Source organism: Stappia sp. TSB10GB4, assembly GCF_900185745.1.
In the GTDB taxonomy this organism is placed as follows: domain Bacteria; phylum Pseudomonadota; class Alphaproteobacteria; order Rhizobiales; family Stappiaceae; genus Stappia.
On record NZ_FYAV01000061.1, the window covers coordinates 66926 to 91002 of the forward strand.

Genomic DNA, 24077 nt, shown 5'->3' on the forward strand with positions numbered 1-24077 from the left:
CAGTTCCTCCCAGTTGGTTTGCGATCGCGTCGCAGGCCGTCCGGCTCCTCATGCCGGGCGGCCATCCTGTGCGGACTCGATGTCCTTTCGCGCCTTGCGCGCGGCGGCATCGGCGGCACCCTGTTTGCCCTCGTTCGCGGTCAGGATCGCGGTGCGGGGCGAATAGTTGAAGAAGATCGGCAGGTTGGCGGCGCCGGCGGCACCCGCGTCCTGGCCGAAGGAGCCGCGCTGCAGGCGCGGCGGCACGCGCGACTGCGGCGCGGCCAGCGCCAGCGCGCGGGTCAACTCGTCGATCAGCCGCTGCGGCAGGCCGCCGTCGATGTCGAAGTCGATGACGACGAGCGGCACGTCGATCAGCGAGATCGCCGACCAGATCGCCGGCGTCAGCGCGGCGACACAGTCGGCAAGCCACTCCTCGACCGCCGGGTGGTTGCTTTCCACGGCCCGCTCGAGATCGTCCCGCGTCTCGGCGACGATACCGTGATGGGCAAGGTGGCGCTTCAGCGCCGAGAGCGAGGCGCGGGTCAGCAGGATGTCCATCTCGCCGCGCGGCGCCGGGGCGGAGGCGAGGCGGCTGCGCGGCACCGGGATCATCGCGACGTCGCCGGCATTGCCCCGCACGCCCTTGACGCAGTCGCCGCCATAGACGACGCCGCCGCCGATGGCGGGGCCGAGGAACAGGTAGAGGAAATCGTCGGCATGGCGGCCGGCCCCGGAAAACAGCTCGGCGATGGCGGCGGCGGTGCCGTCGTTTTCGGAGAAGACCGGGAAGTCGATGGCGTCCTGCAGGAGTTGCTTGAAGTCGATGTCGTCCCACAGGTGGAAGTTCGCCCTCGGCAGGCCGAGTTCATGCAGCCAGGAGCCGAGGTTGAACGGCATGGCGACGCCGACCCCGGCGATGCGCGCATGTTCTTCCGGCGAGACGAGACGCAGCAGGCTGGCGATGTCGCGGGCGACGATGTCGACCACCCGCTCGGGTTCGGGCAGGAAGCGGTCATGCGACTGGCGGCCGATGATGCGGCCGGAAAAGTCCGCCAGCACCGTCTCGATCGAGGTCCGGTCGATACGCACGCCGAAGCCGTAGGCCCCCGTCGCCGACAGGCGCAGCATCGTCGCCGGCTGACCGCGGCCGCCGTCGTGCCGCTTGCCCAGGGTCTCGATCAGGCCGCTGGTCGTCAGGTCCTGGATGATGCCGCCGATGGCGGCGTTGGTGAGCTGGGCAAGGCGCGCGAGATCGGCCTTGGACGCCTCGCCGACCCGGCGCAGCACCTGCAGCACGATGCGCTCGTTGTAGCGGCGCAACTGAACGGAATTCGATCCCTGTCCGACAAGCGGGCGCCTGGCCACCTCGACTGTCCTCCCCTGGTCCGCTTCCGCCTCTGCCGGGCGGATCGTCATGCGGTTTTATTTCTTTCAGTTGATTTATTAATTATCGGAATGGGGACCTTGTCAATCCGCTTTCCGTGCTGCATCGCGGAATCCGCAACGTCGGGTGGTGCTGGCGCGCCCTGCCGCGCTTGTGCCATGCTTGAATGCGAGGCAGGGTGCAGGGATCGCACGCCAGGGAGCAGAACATGCCGAACATGATGGAAACACGCAGCTTTCTGGAGCGGGCGATCGCCGCCGGGCGAGGGGAGATCCCGGCCGATCTGGTCTTGCGCAACGTTCGGCTGTTCTCCATCCTCGACGGATCGCTGACGGACACGGATGTGGCGATTGTCGGCGAGCGGATCGTCGGAACACACGGCCGTTATCGCGGCGAACGGGAAATCGACGGGGCCGGCCGCATCGTCGTACCGGGCTTCATCGACACCCATCTGCATGTCGAATCGTCGCTGGTGACGCCGCTGGAATTCGACCGCTGCGTGCTGCCGCACGGGGTGACGACGGCGATCTGCGACCCGCATGAGATCGCCAATGTGCTCGGCGCTGCCGGCCTTCGCTATTTCCTCGATGCGTCCGAGCGCACGCTGATGGACCTCAGGGTCAACCTCTCGTCCTGCGTGCCGGCGACCGCCTTCGAGACGGCCGGCGCGCGGCTGGAGATCGAGGATCTCGAGCCGTTCCGCGCCCATCCCAAGGTCATCGGCCTTGCCGAATTCATGAATTTTCCCGGCGTGCTCGCCGGCGATCCCGGCGCGATCGCCAAGCTGGCGGCGTTCCAGGACGGCCATATCGACGGGCATGCGCCGCTCTTGTCGGGGCTTGATCTCAACGGCTATCTCGCCGCGCGCATCCGCACCGACCATGAGGCAACCACGGCAGCGGAAGCGCGCGAGAAGCTCGCCAAGGGCATGACCATCCTGATCCGGGAAGGCTCGGTGTCGAAGGATCTGGAGGCGCTGGCCGAGATCCTGACGCCGGACACCTCCTCCTTCGTCTGCCTGTGCACCGACGACCGCAACCCGCTCGATATCGCCGAGGAAGGTCATCTCGACAGCATGATCCGGCGGCTGATCGCCCGCGGCGCCCGGCCCTGCGATGCCTATCGGGCGGCGAGCTGGTCGGCGGCGGTGGCCTTCGGCTTGCGCGACCGGGGCCAGGTGGCGCCGGGCTGGCGCGCCGATCTCGTGCTGCTCGACGATCTGGAAGACTGCCGGGTTCATTCGGTGATCGCCGGCGGGCGGCCGGTCGACGAGGAAGCCTTCGCCGCGCGCGCGCCACTGCAACCGGTCGGGCTCGACAGCGTCCGCCTGCAGCGGCCGGTAATCGCGGCGGATTTCAGGATCGCGGCGTCCGGAGAGAACGAGACCGCCGTCATCGGCGTGGTGCCGGGCCGGATCATCACCGAACGCCTGTCGCGCAGCCTGCCGGCGGGGGAGGGCGGGTTGCAGGCCGATCCGGCGTCCGATGTCGCCAAGGTGGCGGTGGTGGAGCGGCACGGCAGGAACGGCAATATCGGCCGCGGCTTCGTCTCCGGCTTCGGCCTCCAGGGCGGGGCGATTGCCTCCTCCGTCGGCCATGACAGCCACAATATCTGCGTCGTCGGCTGCGACGACGCCTCGATGGCGACGGCGGTCAACCGGATCGCCGAGCTGCAGGGCGGCTTCGTCGTGGCGCGCGGCGAGACGGTGATGGCGGAACTGGCCTTGCCGGTCGCCGGATTGATGAGCCTTGCCTCGTTCGAGGAGGTCCGCCACGCCTTGGAGTCGCTGCGGATAGCTGCCCGGTCGCTGGGCTGCACCCTGCCGGAGCCGTTCCTGCAGGTGGCGTTCCTGCCGCTGCCGGTCATTCCGCACCTGAAGATTACCGATCGCGGCATGTTCGACGTGGACCGCTTCGCGCTGCTGGGCTGATCGTGGCGACGCGCCGCGCATATCGAAGGCGGCGGCGGCATGATAGACTGCCGGGCGGAAGCGAAAGAGAGACACATTTTACGTTGACGTAAAGGGAAGCATTGGCCATGTTGAGGACGCCGGGTGAGCCGGCCGCGGATCCGTGCGGGAGGCGGAGACGCGCGATGCAACAAGCGCATGACACAACAGGCCATGACAACAGGGGCATGACGCAACGTGCCTGGTCCGGGAGGAACCATCGTGAGCGAACCGCAGGTTTGGCTTGCCGCTTTTCGTCCGCAGCCGCTCCACACCTATCTTGACACGGCCGCCAGGGAACATGGCCGCAAGCCCGCCATGGATTTCCTCGGCAAGGGCTGGACCTATGGCGAGATTTCCGCGCTGTCCGACCGGGCGGCGGCGGGGCTGCAGGCGATGGGCATCGTCAAGGGCGACAAGGTGGGCCTGTGCCTGCCGAACACGCCCTACTACACGGTCTTCTATTTCGCCGTGCTCAAGATCGGCGGCATCGTCGTCAACTTCAATCCGCTCTACGTGGAGCGCGAACTGTCCTTCCAGGCCAGGGACAGCGGCACGCGCATCATGGTGACGATGGACCTCAAGGTCATCTACGACAAGGTCGAGGCGGTGCGGCGCGAGGGGTCGCTCGACCGCATCATCGTCTGCCCGATGGCCGATATCCTGCCGCAGCCCAAGAAGCTGCTGTTCACGCTGTTCAAGAGCCGGGACCGCGCCCGCATTCCGCAGGACGCCGCCCATCCGCGCTTCGCGGAAGTCATCGGTCACGGGGCCAGCCCGCGTGTCGCCGACATCACGCCGGACACCGACATCGCCGTCCTGCAATACACCGGCGGCACCACCGGCGTTCCCAAGGGGGCGATGCTGACGCATACCAACCTTGCCGCCAATATCGAGCAGATGCGGTCGCTCTTCTGCAACGCAAAGGTCGGCGAGGAAAGGATGCTCTGCGTCCTGCCGTTCTTCCATGTCTTCGCGATGACGGTGGCGCAGAACCTGTCCGTGGTGCTGGCGGCCGAGATGGTGTTGATGCCGCGCTTCGAGCTGAAGATGCTGCTCGAAACCGTCCGGCGCAAGAAGATCACGCTGTTTCCGGGCGTTCCGACGATCTACACCGCGATCAACAATTCGCAGATGACGCCGAACTACGACCTGACCTCGATCCGCCTGTGCATCTCGGGCGGTGCGCCGCTGCCGGTGGAGGTGAAGACCCAGTTCGAGGGACTGACCGGCTGCATCCTGGTGGAAGGCTACGGTCTGACCGAGGCCTCGCCGGTGGTTGCGGCCAACCCGCTCAACGAGAACCGGCGCGCCGGCTCGATCGGGGTGGCGATTCCGGGCACGGTGCTGGAGTTCCGCAGCCTGGAAAACCCGTCGGAACGCGTTGCCGAAGGCGAGAAGGGCGAGTTGGTGGTGCGCGGGCCGCAGGTGATGGCCGGCTATTACAACCGGCCGGAGGAGACGGCGCGCACGATCGAGAACGGCGCCCTGCACACCGGCGATGTCGGCTACCGCGACCCGGACGGCTTCGTCTATCTGGTCGACCGCATCAAGGACCTCATCCTGTGCTCGGGCTACAACGTCTATCCGCGGATGATCGAGGAGGCGATCTACCAGCATCCCGCCGTGGAGGAGACGATCGTCATCGCGATTCCCGACCCCTATCGCGGCCAGGCGCCGAAGGCCTTCGTCAAGCTCCGCTCCGGCGAGGAGCTGTCGGCGGTGGATCTGCGCAGCTTCCTGAAGGAGCATCTGTCGCCCATCGAACTGCCGCAGGAGATCGAGTTCCGCGACACCCTGCCCAAGACGATGGTCGGCAAGCTGTCCAAGAAGGAGCTGGTGGAGGAGGAAGCGGCCAAACGCGCCGCGGCAGACGGCGGCTGAGGCGCGGCCGCCGGCCCGGCTGACGGGGGCGGCCGGCGCTTGATGCGTGCCGGCCGAGTTGGCATTGTCGGCCGCGATCCTTTCCGCCAATCGCTACGGGGCCCTGGCAAGATGACGGCCGACCTGCCGACCTACCTGACCACACGGGAAATGGCCGACCTGCTCCGGGTGAAGGAGCGCAAGATCTACGATCTGGCGGCGGCGGGGGAGATCCCGCACAGCCGCGCCACCGGCAAGCTGCTGTTCCCGCGCGAGACCGTGCTTGCCTGGATCGAGAATGCCAGCGAGGCGCCGGCGGGCGACGGCGTCCGGCCTGCCGTGCTGCTGGGCAGCCACGATCCCCTGCTGGAATGGGCGCTGCGCGAGTCGGGCTCGGGGCTCGCCGCCTTTTTCGACGGCAGCCTCGACGGGCTCGACCGGTTCGACCATCTGGAGGGGGTCGCGGCCGGCCTTCACATGGTCCAGGACGAGGGCTGGAATACCGATCTCGTGGCGCGGCGCTTCCGCTTCCGCCCGGTGGTGCTGGCCGAATGGGCCTGGCGCAATCGCGGCATCATCGTTGCGCCGGGCAACCCGCTCGGCATCGCCGCGGTTCGCGATCTTGCCGGCAAGCGCGTGGTGCGGCGCCAGCCGCAGGCGGGCAGCCAGCACCTGATGGAGCGGCTTTTTTCGCAAGCCGGCATCGCGCTGTCCGAGGGCGGGCCGATGGTGCGCGACGAGCGCGAGGCGGCGCTCGCCGTGCTCGACGGACGGGCGGACGCGGCCTTCGGCCTTGCCGCCTCGGCCCGGCAGTTCCGGCTGGATTTCGTGCCCGTCTGCGAGGAGCGCTTCGACCTGCTGGTGTCGCGGCGGGACTGGTTCGAGCCGCCGTTCCAGGCGCTGATCGCCTTCAGCCGGACGCCGGCCTTCGCGCAGATGGCCGAGACGCTCGGCGGCTATCGCATCGACGGGATCTGGACCCCGCACTTCAACGGTGCCTGAACGCGCGGTACCTGAACTCGTGGCGCGTGAGCCCTCGCTGCAAGGTCAGGGCGGATCGGCCCGGACGCCGACACGCGCGGTGACCTGGCGGCCGAGCCGGTTTTCCCGCCAGACCGTATAGAGCGCGCCGGCGACGATCAGCGACGCACCGGCATAGGTGACCGGCGCCGGCAGGTCGCCGAAGACCAGGAAGCCGATGATCGTCGCATAGATCAGGCGGGCATAGTCGAGCGCGGCGAGCGCCGAGGCTTCGCCTGCGCGGAAGGCGCGGATGTTGCACATCTGCCCGGCCCAGGAGGCGATGCCCACCAGCAGCAGCAACCCCCATTCCTCCAGCGTCGGCGTGCGCCAGTTATAGAGGGCGATCGGCAGCATGATCAGGCCGACGAAGAAGGCCTGATAGGTGAGGATGGTCACCGGCCGCTCGACCTGCGACAGCTTGCGGATGATGATCATCACGACGGCGGCCGAGGCCGCGCCCAGCACCGCCATCGCCGCATAGATGCTGAAGCCGGTGTCGCCGCCCGGCTGCAGGATCACCACCACCCCGACAAAGCCGATGATCGTGGCCGCCCAGCGGTGCCGCCCGACCGTCTCGCCGAGGAACAGGATGGCGAAGATCGTCAGGAAGAAGGTCTTGGAAAAGGCGATGGCGGTGGCATCGGCCAGCGGCAGGTGAATGATCGCGGTGAAGCCGGCCAGCATCGCCACCGAGGCGCAGCCGACGCGGATCACATGCAGGCCGGGGCGCTGCGTCTTCAGCGATCCGGGCAGGCCGGAAAGGATCACCGGGGCGACGATGAGCGTCATGATGATCTGGCGGATCAGGATGATCTCGGCGACATGCAGCCGCTCGCCGAGCAGCTTGATCAGCGTCACCATGGCGGTGAAGAAGATGCCGGCCAGCAGCATCCACAGGATGCCGCGGATGTTGTCGGGCAACAGGGAAAGCCTGTCGCCGGTGTCGCGGTAGCGCTGGGCGAGGCTGCGCCTGTCCGCGGAATCGGGAGGGTCCGGGGGCGTGTGCTCGGAAGGTGGGGGCATCGGGCTATCCGTGGGCGGGCAGGCGACGAGCGCCGCCGCAAGAAGGTGAGAGGTTGAGCATAGTCCCATTGTCCGCATTCGCGAAAGGGCCCGGCCGGTTGCGCCCCCCTTGGCGGGAATGCGGTTTTGCCGCTAAGCTTCGCGTCTGCACACTGGCGCTCCCGCCGGGACGCGGTATCCGCCATGATCGGCCTTGACCCTTCCGCAGCCTGCGACATGTCGCAAGCAACAGTTTCCGCAATCATCGCAGCGATCTCGGGACCCTGTCCCGCTGTCAGCAACGAGGCATTCGAATGAACGAATTGGTGCACGGCAAGTTCGGCATCGGCGCACCGGTGCGCCGCAAGGAAGACGACGCGCTGGTCACGGGCCGGGGGCGCTACACCGACGATGTGCAGCCGGAGGGGGCCTTGCGGGCCTATGTGCTGCGCTCGTCCGTCGCCCATGCGCGCATCACGCTCAGCGATCTGGAGCCGGCCCGCTCCGCGCCCGGCGTTGCCATGGTGATGACGGCGGCCGACATTCCCGATCTCGGCCCGATGCCGACCAAGACGGTGATGACCCAGTCGGATGGCACCCGCCATGCGGTGCCGCCGCGCCCGGTGCTGGCCACCGACACGGTGCGCCATGTCGGCGAGCCGATCGCGCTGGTCGTCGCCGACACGCTCGCCAACGCCAAGTCGGCGGCCGAACTGATCGATGTCGACTATGAGCCGCTCGATGCGGTGATCGAGACGGGCGACGCCCTGACGCCCGGCGCGCCGCTGGTCTGGCCGCAGAGCGGCAGCAATCTCGCGTTCGTCTACGATGCCGGCGATGCGGCGGCCACCGACCGGGCGTTCGAGGCCGCGCATCATGTGGCCCGGATCGACATCGTCAACAACCGGCTGGTGTGCAACTACATGGAGCCGCGCGGCTGCATCGGCGAATATGACGCGGCGACCGGCCGCTACACGCTGACCGCCGGGACCCAGGGCGGCCACAGCATGCAGGCGATCATCGCCGGCGACATCCTCGGCATCCCGAGGGAGCGGTTGCGCGTCATCACGCCGGATGTCGGCGGCGGCTTCGGCACCAAGAACTTCGTCTATCCGGAATATCCGGCCTGCCTCGTCGCGGCGGAGCGTCTGGGGCGGCCGGTCAAGTGGATCTGCGAGCGCAGCGAGCACTTCCTCGCCGATGCGCATGGGCGCGACAATCTCTCCACGGCGGAAGTGGCGCTTGACGCCGACGGGCGCATCCTGGCGCTCAGGGTGGAGATCGTCGCGGCGATGGGCGCCTATCTGCACCAGTACGGCCCGATGATCCCGAGCTTCGGCCTGTCGATGGCGACCGGCCTCTACCACGTGCCGGTGATGTATGGCGTGGTCAAGGGCGTCTTCACCAACACCACGCCGACCGATGCCTATCGCGGCGCCGGGCGTCCCGAGGCGGCCTATCTGCTGGAGCGGCTGGTCGACAAGGCGGCGGCGGAGATGGACGTGTCGCCGGCGGAGCTGCGCCGGCGCAACTTCATCCGCCCCGAGCAGATGCCCTACACGACCCTGACCGGGCGCATGTACGACACCGGCGACTTCGCCGTCCACATGGACCAGGCGCTGGCGGCGGCCGACTGGCAGGGATTTGCGGCGCGGGCGGAGGAATCCGCCGCACGCGGCCGCTATCGCGGCATCGGCATGGCGACCTATATCGAGGCCTGCGCCTTCGCGGGCTCCGAGGAGGCGACGGTGGAGCTTGGCCGCGACGGCTCGCTGACGCTGCTGATCGGCACCCAGACCAACGGCCAGGGCCACGCCACCGCCTATGGCCAGATCATCGCCGAGCAGTTCGGCGTCGATCTCGACCGCATCACCATGATCCAGGGCGATACCGACCGGGTGCGCAAGGGCGGCGGCACCGGCGGCTCGCGCTCGATCCCGATCGGCCTTCCCTCCGTGCTGGAGGCCTCGCGCAGCCTCGTCAGGAAGATCAAGGATCTTGCCGCCGACAGGCTGGAAGCCGGCGCGGCGGACCTGGAACTGGTCGGCGGCGAGGTCCGCGTCGTCGGCACCGACAGGTCGGTGACGCTGGCCGAGATCGCCGCGTCCGCGCCCGAACAGCTTTCGGCGCGCGAGGAGGTCAAGCAGGCGGAGGCGACCTATCCCAACGGCACCCATGTCTGCGAGCTGGAGGTCGATCCGGAGACCGGCGATATCGCCTTGCTGAACTATGTGATCGTCGACGATTTCGGCGTCACGGTGAACCCGCTGCTGCTGGCCGGCCAGGTGCATGGCGGTGTCGTCCAGGCCATCGGCCAGGCCCTGATGGAGAGCACCGTCTATGACGAGGACGGGCAGTTGCTGACGGCCTCCTTCCTCGACTACCAGATGCCGAGGGCCGCCGACATTCCGGACATCAGCTTCCAGACCCACAACATTCCCTCCACCACCAATGCGCTGGGGATCAAGGGAGCGGGCGAGGCCGGCACGATCGGGGCGGGTCCGGCGGTGATGAACGCGGTTGTCGATGCCCTGCGGCGCGGCGGCGTCCTTACCCATATCGACATGCCGGCGACGCCGCAGCGGGTCTGGGAGGCGATCCGGGCGGCGAATAGCTGAGCTAAGTCATGTGTATCGCGCAAGGGTGCCCTGCATTTCCCGCAGGCGGCCTTGCGCGATTCATACTATAAATGAAGGATGTTTCATCCTGCCGGCTGTCCGCACCGCCGGTCTCACGGGCGGACCCTGACCCGCAATGTCCCTTGAGCGCGCTGCCCCCGCAGCCAGCCAGTCGCCGGGAACGGCCGAACTCAACGCCTACAATCCCCGGCTCGGCATCGCGCTGAAGGTGGCGTCCGCGCTCGTCTTCACCGGCATGGTCGCCATGGTGAAGCTGCTCGACGGCGCTTATCCGGTCGGCGAGGTGATCTTCGCCCGCTCCTTCTTCGGCATGTTGCCGGTGCTGCTGGTGATCGCCTGGCAGGGCAGGGTGAGCGACGCCTTCGTGACGCGGCGGCCCTGGGGCCATATCAGCCGCGCGCTGGTGGGGGGAACCGCCATGTCGCTGTGGTTCGCGGCTCTGGCGCTGCTGCCGCTGCCCGATGCGACGGCGATCGGCTTCTCGGCGCCGCTGATGACGGTGGCGCTGGCCGCCGTGATCCTGCGGGAGAAGGTCCGGGCCTATCGCTGGAGCGCCGTCGCCGTCGGCTTCCTCGGCATCCTCATCATCCTGTCGCCGCATCTGTCCGGCGCCGCGCCGACGGAAGAAGCCTCGCTCGGGGCGATGCTGGCTTTTGCCAGCGCGATCTTCATGGCGCTGGCGATGATCACCGTGCGCCGGCTGACCAGCACCGAGCGCACCTCGACCATCGTCGTCTGGTTCGCCGGCGTGACCTCGGTCTTCGCCCTGATGTCGGCGCCGTTCGGCTGGGTGATGCCGGATGCCACCGACGCGGTGATGCTGGTGGCGATCGGGCTTTCGGGAGGCGTCGGGCAGATCCTGCTGACCCAGAGCTACCGCTATGCCGACGCCTCGACCATCGCGCCGTTCGAATACACGACGATGCTGTGGACCGTGCTGGTCGGCTGGATCGTCTTCGCGGAAGTTCCGACGCTCGAGGTCATCGGCGGCGCCGCCATCGTCATCGGCGCCGGCGTCTTCGTCATCTTCCGCGAGCGCCAGCTCGGCCTCGACCGGTCGCGGGAGCGCAGCACGGTCCCCCCGTCCAAGGTCTGAGCCGGCACGGCTCGTTCAAGGCGCGTCAGAACGCCTTGAACGTGATGATCGTCTTGGTGTCGAGGATGCCGTCGAAGGGATGGACCTTCTCGTTGACGAAGTGGCCGATATCCGCATCGTCGTCGATGTAGAACTTGACCAGCAGGTCGTAGTCGCCGGCGGTCGAGTAGATCTCGGACGCTATTTCCGCATCGGCGATGGCGTTGGCGACCTGATAGGCCTTGCCGAGATGGCATTTGATCATCACGAAAAACGGAACCATGGACGTCTCCGGCTGCAAGGGCGGCGGGCGCCGCGACTCATGGCGACAGTGAAGCGGATGCCGCCGGGTGGGGCAAGGGCAACCGTGCTGTGCCCCGGTCGGTCGCGGCATGTTGCGCGCGGTTGATAAACTTTGAACGCGCAAGGCTTGCGCAGTTGCCCCCCATGTCGGAGTCTGCCATGAAACACCGGTTCGAACAGTGTCCGCGTGCAAGCGGCGCGATCCGCGGCCCGGCATGCTCGGCACAGAGGGTTCCAGGCGTCGAATGACACATCGCAAGACATCCGCCAGTTCCTCGGGAGCCGCCTCGGTGACCCGGCGCGGCGCGCTCGGCCTTGCCGGGGCCGGTCTCGTCGGGACTGGGCTCGCCGGGACTGGGCTCGTCGGCGGGCTAGCCGCCCCGGCGCTGGCGCAGACGACGATCGAGTGGAAGATGGTGACGACCTGGCCCGCCGGCATGCCCGGTCCGGGCGTGTCGGCCGCACGGCTCTGCGACGCGATCGCGCGCCTCAGCAGCGGGCGGATGCGGGTGCGGCTGTTTCCCGCCGGCGGCCTCGTTGCCGGCGGCGAGGTCTTCGACGCGGTGTCCTCCGGCACGGCGCAGATGGGGCATTCATCGCCCGCCTTCTGGCAGGACCGGCTGCCGGCCGCCGTCTTCTTCTCGGCCGTGCCTTTCGGCCTGCTTCCTTCCGAGCATGTCTCCTGGCTGGAGCAGGGCGGCGGCATGGGGTTGTGGGAAAGGCTCTATGCGCCCTTCGGCATCCGGCCGTTCATGGGCGGCAACAGCGGGCCGCAGCTCGGCGGCTGGTTCATGCGGCCGGTGCTGTCGCTCGACGACTTTCGCGGTTTGCGGATCCGCATGCCGGGCCTTGGCGGCGAGGTGATGCGCCGCCTCGGGGCGACGCCCGTCTCCCTGCCGCCGGGAGAACTCGTCGCGGCGCTGCAAAGCGGGCTGCTCGACGCGGCGGAGTTCCTCGGGCCCGAGGGCGACCGGGCGATCGGCCTGCAGAAAGTGGCGAAGCTGTGCTACACGCCCGGCTTTCACGAGCCGAACGGGGCGAGCGAAGCGCTGGTCAATCAGGTCGCCTATGAGGGGCTGCCGGATGATCTCAAGGCGGTGATCGTCGCCGCCTGCCGCACCGAGACGCTGCATTCCATCGCCGAGAGCTCCTGGCGCAATGCGGAGGCGCTGCGCCTGCTGGTCCAGGAGGACGGCGTCGAGTTGCGGCGCTTCCCGCCCGACGTGATGCTGGCCCTGCGCGACACGTCGCGGGATGTGGTCGCGGCGCTCGCCAGCACGAGCGACATCGCGCGGGACATTCACCTCAGCTACACGCGCGCGCTGGAGCGGCTGGCACCGTGGAGCGAGGTCAGCGACCGCCAGGTGCTTGAGGGGCGCGCGCCCTGAGCGGGCGACAGGACCGACCCTTGCGGCTCAGCACGCGGCCGGCTGCATCAGGCCCGGCGGCAGCTCGCGGAAGCGGCCGTCGCGCAGGGCGGCGAGGGCAAAATCCACCATCGGCTCGAACATCAGGTCCTGGTGGCCTTCCGGCAGGCAGCGGCAGGTCTGGGCGACCAGCGCGGGATGGAAGAACATCACCAGCGAATGCTGGAACAGCAGCGCGGCGGTGTCGGCATCCTGCTCGGGAAACTCGCCCCTCGCGATCCCTTCCCGGATCAGTCGGGAGAAGCTCGCGCGCATTTCGGCCTTGTGATTCTCGACCTCGTCCCAGGCCTCGTCCATCGCGGCTTCCAGCAGATCGTGGATCTTGCGATGGCCGGTGTAGTGCTCGCGGACGTGGTGGAAGTGCTGGCGGACCATCCGGCGCAGCTTGTCGGCGCTGGCGCCGCCGGACGTGTCGACGCCCTTTTCCATGGCCGCGCGCATGCTGCTGGTGACCATCACGGCGACGGCCTTGGTCAGTTCCGTCTTCGAGGCGAAGAAGCGATAGACATTGGCCGGCGACATGCCGAGTTCGCGGGCGATGTCGGCCACCGTCGTCTTCTGATAGCCGTACAGGTGGAACAGCTCGCTGGCCTTCTCGACGATGCGTCGCCGCGTCTCGCGCGTTGCCGGACTGCTCGTCCCGTCCCTGGCGGCTGCCTCTTCCCTATCCAGCAAGTCACTCATGATGCACTGATCCGGTTTTCTGGCCGCTGTCCTTGCGGCCCGGTTGCGCGGCAACCTTTTGCCCACAATGGGAGCCGTTGCGGCAGGCGTCAACTCGTGACCGGCGCCGGCGGCGTGCCAGCCGGCCTTGCCGGTCGGCCGCCGCGCCGCTGCCGCAGGCGTGGTCGGCCGGGCATGTCGTAGCGTGAATGTATGTCACACACCATGAATATATATGTCCTCTGACGATTATTGACAATCGTCATTGATAACTCATATTAGGGCTGCACGGCGATATCTCGCCGGTCACGATCGACCATGCCGGCTTGCCACGGGCGGGACGGCACTCCGAAAGGCCCGTATGATGAGCCGCTTACCCGCATTTCCCGCGCGCGCTGTCCCCTCTGCCGCGCTTTTCCGTCTGCGGCGCATCGGCGGGCGGCTCGGGCCCATGCTGGTGTTGGCGGGGGTGATCGCGGGCTGCCAGCCCCAGGCGTCGGAGGAGGCGGACGTTGCGTCGACGCCGCGCGTGGTCTGGGTCGAGCCGGCCGTCCCGGCGGATGGCCGCAGCGTGACATTCTCCGGCACCGTCCACGCGCGCAGCGATGCGCCTTTCGCCTTCCGGGTGGGGGGCAAGATTTCCGCGCGGCTTGTGGATGTCGGCGACCGGGTCGCGGCGGGCCAGCCGATCGCCAGTCTTGAGGAGAACGACCTCAACGCGGCGCTGCGGGCGCGGCAGGCGGAAGAGCGCGCCGCCGAGGCGCAGGCCCGGCGCACGGCGGAGGATCGCATCCGCGTCGGCGCCCTCAAGGACAAGGGGCATGTCTCGCAGGCGGCGCTCGATCAGGCGGTCGCGGCGGACGATGCCGCCGCCGCCACGCTGAAGGCGGCGGTCGAGCAGCGGATCCTCGCGGCGAATCAACTGGACTACGCGAGCCTGAAGGCGGATCGCGACGGGGTGGTGACGGCGGTGATGGCCGAGCCGGGCGAGGTTGTCGCCGCGGGGCAGGGCATCGTGCGCATCGCCGGCGATGCCGAGCGGGAGGTCGAGGTGGCGATTCCCGAGGCGCAGGTGACGGGGCTTGCCGACGCGCGCGCCAGCGTGACGCTCTGGGCCAGCCCCGACCGTCGCTATCAGGCGCGGCTGCGCGAATTGTCGCCGGTCGCCGACACGGCGGCGCGCACCTTCACCGCGCGCTTCGCCCTCGACGATCCGGGCGCCGACGCGCGGCTCGGCATGACCGCGAGTGTCCATCTCGAGCATGCGGCCCCGCAGGGTGAGGTCGCGGTGCCGCTGACCGCCGTCTGGTATTCCGGCGCCACGCCGCATGTCTGGCGGGCGGCTCCCGGAGCGGAGCGGGTCGAGGCGGTCGCTGTCGTGGTCCGCCGGATCGAGGCGGAGCGGGCGATCCTCTCCGGCCTTGCGAATGGCGACCATGTGGTCAGCCTCGGGGTTCACCGGCTCGATCCGGGCCTGAAGATCAACGCCGTGCTGCGCCAGGCGCAGGGTCCGGTTCAGGTCGGAGCCCTGCGATGAGCAGCTTCAACCTGTCGGCCTGGGCCATTCGGCACCAGACGCTCGTTCTCTTCTTCATCCTGGTCACCGCGGTCGCCGGCGTTTACGCCTATGGCAATCTCGGCCGCAACGAAGACCCGTCCTTCACCGTCAAGGTGATGGTGGTGACGGCGGTCTGGCCCGGCGCGAGCGCTGAGGAGATGCAGGAGCAGGTGGCGGACCGGGTGGAAACCCGGCTGCAGACGCTGCCCTGGCTGTCGCGGCTGGAGACCTATACCCGGCCGGGCTTCATGGCGACCCAGATCGTCCTCGACGACGCCACGCCCCCCTCGAAGGTCGCGGACCTGTGGTATCAGGTGCGCAAGAAAGTGGGCGATATCGCCGGCGACCTGCCGCAGGGCGTGCTTGGCCCCTTCTTCAACGACGAATATGCCGACGTCTATGTCCAGGTGCATGCGCTGACGGCCCCGGGCGCGACCTGGACCGAACTGTCGGATCTTGCGGAAATGGCGCGCCAGTCCTTCCTGGCGGTCGAGGGCGTCGAGAAGGTCCAGCTCTTCGGCGAGCAGGACCAGAAGATCCATGTCGACATTTCCTATGCCAAGCTCGCCACCCTCGGCATCCCCGCCAGCGCGATCTTCGATGCGCTGGCGGCGCAGAACGCCGTGGTTCCGTCGGGCTCCGTCGACACGCCGAGCGAGACGGTGCAGGTGCGCGTCAGCGGCAGCCTGCAGGGCATCGAGGCGGTGGCGGCCGTGCCCGTGCAGGCGGAGGGCCGGGTGTTCCGGCTCGGCGACATCGCGACGGTGACCCGCGGCCTCGCCGATCCGCAAAGCTATGTGTCGCGCTACAATGGCGAGGACGCGATCATGATCGGCGTCGCCATGTCGGCCGGCGGCAACGTGCTGGAGCTCGGCGAGCGCCTGCATGAGAAGGCGGCCGAGATCGAGGCGCGGCTCCCCCTCGGGGCGGAGATGCACCAGGTCTCGAACCAGCCGGAAGTGGTGGAGGAGGCCGTCGGCGAGTTCCTGCTGAAATTCGCCGTCGCGATCTCGATCGTTCTTCTCGTGTCCTTCCTGTCGCTGGGCTTCCGCACCGGCATCATCGTCGCCCTCTCCGTGCCGCTGACGCTCGCCGCCACCTTCGTGGCGATGATGCAGATGGGCATCGATCTGGAGCGCATCTCGCTGGGCGCGCTGATCCTGTCGCTGGGGCTCCTGGTCGACGATGCCATCATCGCCATCGAGATGATGGTGGTGAAGATCGAGCAGGGCTGGGACCGGGCCCGCGCGGCGACCTTCGCCTGGGAATCCACTGCCTTCCCGATGCTGACCGGCACGCTGGTCACCGTCGCCGGATTTCTGCCGGTTGGCTTCGCCGCGTCGGCGGCCGGCGAATATGCCGGCGGCATCTTCTGGGTCGTCGCGACCGCGCTGCTGGTCTCCTGGATCGTCGCCGTCGTCTTCACCCCCTATCTCGGGCTGAAGCTGCTGCCGCGCTCGCTGGAGCGCCACGCGGCCGAGCGCGGGCACGAGGACGAGGACGCGATCTACCGCACGCCGGCCTACAACCGCCTGCGCCGGCTGGTCACCGGCGCGGTGCGCTTCCGTCTGCCGGTGGTGCTGGCCACCATCGGGCTGCTGGTCGCGGCCGGCTACGGCATGGGCTTCGTCAAGCAGCAGTTCTTCCCCAGCTCCTCGCGCCCGGAAGTGCTGGTCGAGCTGAAGGGGCCGGAAGGCGCCTCCTTCGCGGCGAGCGACCGGGAGGCGAAGGCCTTGGAGGCGTGGCTCGCGACCAGCGAGCATGTCGACTATTTCACCACCTATGTGGGGGCGGGCGCGCCGCGCTTCTTCCTCGCCTACAACCCGGCCTTGCCGAACCCGAGCTATGCGCTGATCCTGGTCCAGACCAAGGGCGGGGAGCATACGACGGCCCTCGTCAAGGAGTTGCAGGCCCGGTTCGCGGAGGCCGAGGGGGTGGTGAACGGGCGCGCCAACAAGCTCGAACTCGGGCCGCCGGTGGGCTATCCGGTGCAGTTCCGCGTCGTCGGGCCGGATCTGGAAGAGGTGCGGACCATTGCCGCGCGGGTGCGCGATGCGATGCGCGCCCACCCGGACACGCGCAATGTCGAGCTGCAATGGGGCGAAAAGGTCAAGAGCGTGCGGCTGGAGGTCGATCAGGACCGGGCCCGCGCCCTCGGGCTGTCGACCTCGGAGATCGGCCAGTCGCTGCAGACGCTGCTGTCCGGATACGAGGTGACGGCGCTGCGCGAGGGGCGGCATTCCGTCGGAGTTGTGGTGCGGGCGGACGAGGCGGAGCGCGCCGCGCTCGGCGATATCGCCGACATGGTGCTGCAGGTGCGCGACGGGCGGGCGATCCCGGTGTCCCAGGTGGCGCGGATCGACTACACCGCCGAGGATCCGATCCTGTGGCGGCGGAACCGCGAGACGGTGCTGGCGGTGCGGGCGGATGTGGCGGCCGGCGTGCAGGCGCCGGACGTCACCGCGGCCCTGCTGCCGACGATGCGCGAGATCGAGGCGACCCTGGCGCCGGGCTATCGCATCGATACCGGCGGGGCGGCGGAGGAATCGGCCAAGGCCAATGCGGCGCTCGCCAAGGTGTTTCCGCTGATGTTCCTGGCGATGGCCGTCCTGATCATGCTGCAGATGCAGTCCTTCTCGAAGACCATCCTGGTGTTCATGACGTTCCCGCTCGGCCTGATCGGCGCGGTCGCCGCGCTGCTGATCGCCGATGCCGCCTTCGGCTTCGTCGCCATTCTCGGCGTCATCGCGCTGGGCGGCATGGTGATGCGCAACACGCTGATCCTGGCGGACCAGATCGACCACGATCTGCAGGCCGGGGCGACCATGCGCGAGGCGATCATCGAGTCCACCGTGCGCCGGGCAAGGCCGGTGATCCTGACCGCGCTGGCGGCCGTGCTCGCCTTCATCCCGCTGACGATGAATATCTTCTGGGGGCCGATGGCGATCTCGATGATCGGCGGCCTGACCGTGGCGACGGTGCTGACGCTGGTGTTCATGCCCGCGCTCTATGCGCTCTGGTTCCGCCGCCGGCTGGACAGGACGGAGGCGGAGGTGAACGCGCCCAAGACCCCCGCCGGGGAAACCGGCCGCAAGTCCGATATCGGACCTGCGAAACAGGACACGGCAGAGCGTGCACCGGACCCCGCGCCGGCTCTGCCGCAGGCGGCGGAGTGACGTCCCCCGTTGCTCCGCCGCTCCTGAATTGTTGCGATTGAGCAACACATAGCAAAAAAGACACGAGAGGCAGTATCTCTACGAATTTGCCTAAAAACTAGGCAATTGCGCGCCGGCTGTGTCGCGATGTCGCGAAACTGTCACGGGTGCTCCGATTTTCGCGTGGCCGATCGCCTTCCGTTGCGTAAATATCTCGTTACGGAACCTCCGGGCCGGCTTTTTTGCGTTAACTTGCTCGTCAAGCCCTCGCCAATCATGACGATTGCGAAGATGTCGCGGGTTTTTCATCCTTCCTCAAACAGGACGAACGCGAGGGGTTGTTCGCACCTGACATTCTGGGAGGAATGGTCGAGACATGGCACTCACGAGCACGGCACTTACGAGGAAGAGCCTTCTATTGTCCGCCGCTGCCATTGCGGTGGTGTCTGCTTCAACATCCGCCTTCGCCGGCGGTTTCGCTTTGCGCGAGCAGAGCGCCTATTATCAGGGTATGTCGTTCGCCGGCAGCGGCACCACCGGTCCGTCGATCTCGTCGATGTTCTGGAACCCGGCGACCATCACCGGGGCCGGGGAGGGGTTCACCTTTGAGAGCCATCACTCGCTGATTGCTCCCAATGCCGAGATCACCGGCAACTTCACGCCTTCGGCCATCGGTGCCGGCGTGCTCGGCCTGACGCCGAGTTCGGCGCCCTCGGGCGACATCGGCAGCGAGGGCTATGTGCCGGCGTCCTACACGGCCTACAAGCTCACCGACCAGATCTTTCTGGGCCTGTCGATCAACGCGCCCTTCGGCCTGACCACCAAGCCGCACCAGAACTGGGCGGGGCAGTTCTATTCCAGAACCTCCAAGGTGATGTCGGTCAACGTGACGCCGACCATCGGCTACAAGCTGAACGACATGCTGTCCTTCGCCTTCGGCGTCCAGGTCCAGTATTTCAAGGTCACCCTGAAGTCGGCGCTCCCCAATGTTCCGGGCTACCCCTCGGCGATCCTGGACGGCGACGATGTCGGCTTCGGCGTGACGGCGGGCGTCACCTTCAAGCCGTTCGAGGGAACCGAGCTCGGCCTCGGCTTCCGCTCGGGGATCAGCCAGTCGCTCGACGGCAACATCCAGACGCCCGCCGGCTTGACGGCGATCGACGCGGGGCTGGTCACGCCGGAAATGATCAACTTCTCGGCCAAGCAGCGCGTCACCGACGCCTTCCGCGTCTTCGGCACGGTCGAGTGGACCAACTGGAGCCGGCTGAAGTCGCCGCGCGTCACCTCGCAGGCGACGGGCGCCACCGTGCAGACGCTGCACTTCAACTATCGCGATGCCTGGTTCTTCGCCATCGGCGGCGAGTACGACGTCACCGACGCCCTGACGATGCGTGCCGGTATCGGCTACGAGATCTCGCCGATCACCGACAAGATCCGCTCGACCCGCCTGCCGGATACCGACCGGCTGTGGCTGTCGGCCGGCGCCAGCTACAAGGTCACCGACGATATGTCCCTCGACCTCGGCTACACCTATATCCACGCGGGCAAGGCCAACATCAACATCGCTCCGGGCCATCAGGACTACAACCCGAATGTCGGCAGCTATGTCGGCAAGGCCAATGCGCATGTGAACATCGTCTCGGCGTCGCTGCGCTACCGTTGGGGCGGGCCGGCGGCGCGGCCGGACTACGACAGCGCGCGCGGCTACTGAGCCGCAGCCTGAACCGAAAGACGACAGACGCCGGCGGGCATCTCCCGCCGGCGTCCTGCGTTTGTGGCTGAGCGGCGTCAGAAGGCGGCCGGGTAGAGGCCGCCGTCGATCAGGATGTTCTGTCCGGTGACATAGGCCGCGTGCTGCGAACAATAGAAGGCGCAGATCTGGCCGAACTCCTCGGCGGTGCCGAAGCGGCCGGCCGGGATTTCCGCCTGCTGCGCCCGGCCGATGTCGTCGGCGCTGCGGCCGCTCAGGCCGGCTGCCCGTTCGATGCCGCCGCGCAGCCGGTCGGTGTCCATCTTGCCCGGCAGCAGGTTGTTGATGGTGACGTTGCGGCCCGCATAGGTCCGGCAGACGCCGGCGAGAAAGGCGGTGAGGCCGGCGCGTGCGCCGCTCGACAGGTCCAGGCCCTCCAGCGGCATGCGGACGGTGATCGAGGTGATGTTGACGATGCGGCCGAAGCCGCGCTCGGCCATTCCGTCGGCGACCCGCTGGATCATCTCGATCGGCGAAACCATGTTCTGGATGACGCCGTCGATCATCGCCTCGCGGTCGAGTTCGCGATAGTCGCGGCGCGGCGGGCCGCCATTGTTGTTGACGAGGATATCCGGCTGCGGGCAGGCGGCGAGCAGCGCCTCCTGGCCTTCCTGCGTCGAGACATTGGCGACGACGGGGGTCACGGTCACGCCGTAGCGGGAGCGGATCTCGCTGGCGGTCTTGTCGAGGCGGAGCCGGTCGAGCCCGTTGATGACGAGGTCGCAGCCGGCTTGCGCCAGCGCCTCGGCGCAGCCGCGCCCCAGGCCCCGGCTGGAGGCGCAGACGATCGCCTTGCGGCCGCTAAGTCCAAGATCCATGTCGTGTCTCCCGAGTGTCGCCCGGACGGGGCGGGGGCCCCTCCGGTCATCGTTGCCGATTGATAGCGGACCCGTCCCCGTCCCGTCCAGTTGCGCGGCCCTGCCGCAGGTCCTGTCCTGCGCCGGCGGCAATGCGGACAGGTTTCGGTGCCGTCTTTCGAGTCGTTTTCCGCCGCCTGTCATATTTCTGAGACCGGAATCGCGCATTTAGACGCTCAAAGTCTTGTCAGGAGCGTGCCATGTCCTCCGAGCCGGCCCCGAGACATTTCCGGGCGATCTTTCTGTCCGATATCCATCTGGGGACGCGTGGTTGCCAGGCGGACATGCTTCTCGATTTCCTCAAGTATCACGATGCCGAGACCATCTATCTGGTCGGCGACATCGTCGACGGCTGGCGGTTGCGCCGCATGTGGTACTGGCCGCAGGCCCATAACGACGTGGTGCAGAAGCTGATGCGCAAGGGGCGCAAGGGCGCCCGCATCGTCTATACGCCCGGCAACCACGACGAGTTCCTGCGTGATTTCCTCGGCACGCATTTCGGCGGCATCGAGGTGATCGAGGAAACCGTGCACGAGACGGCCGACGGTCGCCGCTATCTCGTCATCCATGGCGACCGCTTCGACGTGGTGGTGCGCCATGCCCGCTGGCTCGCCTTCCTCGGCGACTGGGCCTATGTCAGCGCGCTCAACCTCAACACTGGGCTCAACGTGCTGCGCCGGCGGCTGGGGCTGACCTATTGGTCGCTGTCCGCCTGGGCCAAGCTCAAGGTCAAGAACGCGGTGAACTTCATCGGCAAGTTCGAGGAGACCCTGGCCGGCGAGGCCGAGCGGCAGGGCGTCGACGGGGTGATCTGCGGCCATATCCACCATGCCGCCGATCATTTTGAGTTCGGCACCCATTACATCAACACCGGCGACTGGGTGGAAAGCTGCACCGCCGTCGCCGAGCATCACGACGGCACGTTCGAGATCATCCGCTGGGCGGAGGCGGCGCGGCACGTGCAGGCTGCCGAGAGCCGCGCCACCGGACGGGCGCAGGCGGCGGCATGAAGTCGCTGCTGATCGTCACCGATGCCTGGCATCCCCAGATCAACGGCGTGGTCCGCTCCATCGAGCGCACCGTCGAGGAACTGCTGCGGATGGACATGCCGGTGGAGGTGCTGTCGCCGGCGGATTTCTTCACCGTTCCCTGCCCGACCTATGCCGAGATCCGCCTGTCGCTGACGACGCCGGCGGCGCTGCGGCGGCGGGTGCTGGCCGGCGGTTACGATCACCTGCACATCGCCACCGAAGGCCCGCTCGGGCTGATGGCCGCCCGCGTCGCGCGCAGCCTCGGCATCGTCTACACCACCAGCTATCACACCCGCTTTCCCGAATATCTTTCGGCCCGCATGCCGGTGCCGGTGTCCTGGTCCTATGCCTGGCTGCGCGGGTTCCACAATGCCGGTCACGGCTGCATGGTGGCAACGCCGACCCTGGAGCGGGACCTGACGGCGCGCGGCTTCACCAAGCTGATGCGCTGGTCGCGCGGCGTCGATCACGAGCTGTTCCGCCCGCGCGAGGGCAGCGTCCTGGGCGAGGGGATCGCCGGGCCGATCTTCATGTATGTCGGCCGGGTGGCGGTGGAGAAGAACATCGCCGCCTTTCTCGATCTCGACCTGCCGGGGACCAAGGTGGTGGTCGGCGACGGGCCGCAACTGGCGGATCTGCGCGCGCGCTATCCGCAGGTCCTGTTCACCGGCTCGAAGACCGGCGAGGATCTCGCCTGGCACTATTCCTCCGCCGATGTGGTGGTCTTCCCGAGCCGCACCGACACGTTCGGCAATGTCCTGCTGGAAGCGCTGGCGGCCGGCGTTCCCGTCGCGGCCTATCCGGTGATGGGGCCGCTCGACATCCTGGCGGGCACCGGGGCCGGGGTTCTCGACGAGGATCTCGGCCGCGCGGCGGTGGCGGCACTGGCGATCTCGCGCGAGCGCTGCCGCGAGGTGGCGCTGTCCTACAGTTGGCAGGCCAGCACCCGCCAGTTTCTCGGCAACTGCCTGCACGCTGCCGAGATCGCGCAGTCTCGCGGCGCGGCGTGACCGGCCGGCGATCTGCGCCGGATCGCGCGCGGGCGTGGTGCGCGCTCTTCAAGGATGCGCGGTGATCGTGTAGGGATCTTGCTCCCGCAGGAGGCTCCCATGGACGCGATTCCCATGCACCCGGTATTTCAGGACATTGTCGACGCGCGGGCGCGCATCGCCGGCGAAGCGGTGGTGACGCCGCTGCTGCGCTCGCCGTTTCTCGACGAGATGACCGGCGGCACCGTGCTGCTGAAGGCGGAGACCCTGCAGCGCACCGGCTCCTTCAAGTTTCGCGGCGCCTTCAACCGGCTTTCGCTGATCCCGCAGGACCGGCGCGCGCGCGGCGTGGTCGCCTGCTCGTCCGGCAATCATGCGCAAGGGGTGGCGGAGGCCGCGCGGGTTCTCGGCATGCCGGCGACCATCGTCATGCCGCAGGATGCGCCGCAGGCCAAGCTCGACCGCACCCGCCGTTCGGGCGCCCGCATCGTCACCTATCGCCGCGGCGTCGACGACCGCGACGCGATCGCCTTGGGAATCGCGGAGGAAACCGGCGCGACCCTGGTCCATCCCTACAATGACGCCGGCGTCATCGCCGGCCAGGGCACCATCGGCGCCGAGGTTGCCGAACAGGCGGCGGCCATGGGCCTGGTGCCGGACGCGATGCTCACCTGCGCCGGCGGCGGCGGCATGACCGGGGGAATCGCCCTGGCGCTGGAGACGCTGCTGCCGGACTGCGAATTGCTGCCGGTGGAGCCGGAAGGCTTCGACGATCACGGGCGCTCGCTGGCGGCCGGCGTGCCGGTCGCCAATCCCAGCGAGGCCGGCTCGATCTGCGATGCGCTGCTCGCCCGCCAGCCGGGAGAGATCGGCTTTTCCATCACCCGGCGGCGGGCAAAGCGCGGCCTGGTGGTCAGCGATGCGGAAGCCCTTGCCGCCGTCGCCTTCGCCTTCCGCGAGCTGAAGCTGGTGGTGGAGCCGGGCGGGGCGGTATGCCTTGCGGCGGTTCTGTCGGGGCGGCTGCCGGTCGCCGGGCGCGTCGTTGCGCTCATCCTGTCGGGCGGCAATATCGACGCCGACATGATGGCGAAGGCGCTGGCGGGCTAGGTTCTGGACTCAATCGTGTCCTCGCCCCAGCCCCTCGGTCGTCATTCCGGGCAAGGCGCAGCCGCGACCCGTATGTGGACGGCCCCCTGAGGGCAAGCGATTAGTTGAGGCTCGCTCGGATCGACAGCGGTTCGTATGTCCGGCCTGTTTCGGCGGCATGGTGAACCGCCATGGCCCAAGATGGGTTGCGCGTGGGGCGGCGCCTAACGGAACCACGGCCTCGACGGCCGGTCGGGTCGCACGGCGTGTCCGCCTCACGTGATCGATCGAACGCTCCATCTCCCTCTCGGCTTGCCGCTCCCTCAAGCCCGGCCGGCGTGG

The 24077-nt window shown here is 68.1% G+C and carries 17 protein-coding genes; 12 read left to right on the forward strand and 5 right to left on the reverse strand.

All coding sequences use genetic code 11. The features are described from left to right. Positions 1-48: 48 nt before the first annotated feature. Positions 49-1398, reverse strand: a complete 1350-nt coding sequence (locus tag TSB10GB4_RS18345; protein ID WP_186396935.1) for an ROK family transcriptional regulator — start codon at positions 1396-1398, stop codon at positions 49-51. A 176-nt stretch (positions 1399-1574) separates the two neighbouring features. Between TSB10GB4_RS18345 and ade the strand changes: the two genes are divergently transcribed. The 3 genes from ade to TSB10GB4_RS18360 all read left to right on the forward strand — a co-directional run bounded on the left by ade (position 1575) and on the right by TSB10GB4_RS18360 (position 6179). Next, positions 1575-3296, forward strand: a complete 1722-nt coding sequence (gene ade, locus TSB10GB4_RS18350) for an adenine deaminase (RefSeq protein ID WP_208984866.1) — start codon at positions 1575-1577, stop codon at positions 3294-3296. A 240-nt stretch (positions 3297-3536) separates the two neighbouring features. Then, positions 3537-5198: a long-chain fatty acid--CoA ligase gene (locus tag TSB10GB4_RS18355; protein ID WP_186396936.1), complete on the forward strand. Its 1662-nt coding sequence runs from the start codon at positions 3537-3539 to the stop codon at positions 5196-5198. Between the two features lie 111 nt (positions 5199-5309). Beyond that, positions 5310-6179, forward strand: coding sequence for a helix-turn-helix transcriptional regulator (locus TSB10GB4_RS18360; RefSeq protein ID WP_186396937.1), 870 nt, complete (start codon positions 5310-5312; stop codon positions 6177-6179). A 45-nt stretch (positions 6180-6224) separates the two neighbouring features. On the opposite strand, the gene TSB10GB4_RS18365 is transcribed toward TSB10GB4_RS18360, so the two are convergent. Further along, positions 6225-7223 carry a DMT family transporter gene (locus TSB10GB4_RS18365; RefSeq protein ID WP_186396938.1) on the reverse strand — a complete coding sequence of 333 codons (999 nt, stop codon included), beginning with the start codon at positions 7221-7223 and terminating at the stop codon, positions 6225-6227. Between the two features lie 293 nt (positions 7224-7516). On the opposite strand from TSB10GB4_RS18365, the gene TSB10GB4_RS18370 reads away from it, so the two are divergent. Together TSB10GB4_RS18370 and TSB10GB4_RS18375 are read left to right on the forward strand one after the other, a co-directional pair. Further along, positions 7517-9820 (forward strand): xanthine dehydrogenase family protein molybdopterin-binding subunit, encoded by a 2304-nt coding sequence (locus tag TSB10GB4_RS18370; RefSeq protein WP_186396939.1) that lies wholly within the window; start codon positions 7517-7519, stop codon positions 9818-9820. A 136-nt stretch (positions 9821-9956) separates the two neighbouring features. Then, positions 9957-10937 (forward strand): DMT family transporter, encoded by a 981-nt coding sequence (locus tag TSB10GB4_RS18375; RefSeq protein ID WP_186396940.1) that lies wholly within the window; start codon positions 9957-9959, stop codon positions 10935-10937. Between the two features lie 25 nt (positions 10938-10962). Here the strand turns inward: TSB10GB4_RS18375 and TSB10GB4_RS18380 are convergent, their stop codons facing one another. Further along, a complete protein-coding gene (locus tag TSB10GB4_RS18380; RefSeq protein WP_186386174.1) occupies positions 10963-11199 on the reverse strand; it encodes an Lrp/AsnC ligand binding domain-containing protein in 237 nt (78 codons plus the stop codon). A gap of 265 nt (positions 11200-11464) precedes the next feature. Here TSB10GB4_RS18380 and TSB10GB4_RS18385 point away from each other — a divergent pair, with 265 nt between their 5' ends. Continuing rightward, complete coding sequence (locus TSB10GB4_RS18385; RefSeq protein ID WP_186386173.1) at positions 11465-12607, forward strand: TRAP transporter substrate-binding protein; 1143 nt, start codon at positions 11465-11467, stop codon at positions 12605-12607. 27 nt (positions 12608-12634) lie between these two features. Here the strand turns inward: TSB10GB4_RS18385 and TSB10GB4_RS18390 are convergent, their stop codons facing one another. Further along, a complete protein-coding gene (locus TSB10GB4_RS18390) occupies positions 12635-13330 on the reverse strand; it encodes a TetR/AcrR family transcriptional regulator (RefSeq protein ID WP_186396941.1) in 696 nt (231 codons plus the stop codon). A 430-nt stretch (positions 13331-13760) separates the two neighbouring features. Between TSB10GB4_RS18390 and TSB10GB4_RS18395 the strand changes: the two genes are divergently transcribed. The 3 genes from TSB10GB4_RS18395 to TSB10GB4_RS18405 all read left to right on the forward strand — a co-directional run bounded on the left by TSB10GB4_RS18395 (position 13761) and on the right by TSB10GB4_RS18405 (position 19733). Further along, positions 13761-14846, forward strand: a complete 1086-nt coding sequence (locus tag TSB10GB4_RS18395; RefSeq protein WP_186386171.1) for an efflux RND transporter periplasmic adaptor subunit — start codon at positions 13761-13763, stop codon at positions 14844-14846. Continuing rightward, positions 14843-18043 carry an efflux RND transporter permease subunit gene (locus tag TSB10GB4_RS18400; protein ID WP_186396942.1) on the forward strand — a complete coding sequence of 1067 codons (3201 nt, stop codon included), beginning with the start codon at positions 14843-14845 and terminating at the stop codon, positions 18041-18043. The genes TSB10GB4_RS18395 and TSB10GB4_RS18400 overlap by 4 nt, the downstream gene beginning before the upstream one ends. 397 nt (positions 18044-18440) lie before the next feature. Further along, positions 18441-19733 (forward strand): OmpP1/FadL family transporter, encoded by a 1293-nt coding sequence (locus tag TSB10GB4_RS18405; RefSeq protein WP_244301354.1) that lies wholly within the window; start codon positions 18441-18443, stop codon positions 19731-19733. A gap of 77 nt (positions 19734-19810) precedes the next feature. Here the strand turns inward: TSB10GB4_RS18405 and TSB10GB4_RS18410 are convergent, their stop codons facing one another. Continuing rightward, positions 19811-20590: an SDR family oxidoreductase gene (locus TSB10GB4_RS18410; protein ID WP_186396943.1), complete on the reverse strand. Its 780-nt coding sequence runs from the start codon at positions 20588-20590 to the stop codon at positions 19811-19813. Positions 20591-20829: 239 nt separating this feature from the next. Here TSB10GB4_RS18410 and TSB10GB4_RS18415 point away from each other — a divergent pair, with 239 nt between their 5' ends. From TSB10GB4_RS18415 to TSB10GB4_RS18425, 3 genes are all read left to right on the forward strand, one after another. Beyond that, positions 20830-21639 (forward strand): UDP-2,3-diacylglucosamine diphosphatase, encoded by an 810-nt coding sequence (locus TSB10GB4_RS18415; RefSeq protein ID WP_186396944.1) that lies wholly within the window; start codon positions 20830-20832, stop codon positions 21637-21639. Then, on the forward strand, positions 21636-22670 hold the full coding sequence (locus tag TSB10GB4_RS18420; RefSeq protein ID WP_186396945.1) for a glycosyltransferase family 1 protein: 1035 nt from the start codon (positions 21636-21638) through the stop codon (positions 22668-22670). The genes TSB10GB4_RS18415 and TSB10GB4_RS18420 overlap by 4 nt, the downstream gene beginning before the upstream one ends. 99 nt (positions 22671-22769) lie before the next feature. Then, complete coding sequence (locus TSB10GB4_RS18425; protein ID WP_244570960.1) at positions 22770-23756, forward strand: threonine/serine dehydratase; 987 nt, start codon at positions 22770-22772, stop codon at positions 23754-23756. The last annotated feature ends 321 nt before the right edge of the window (positions 23757-24077 follow it).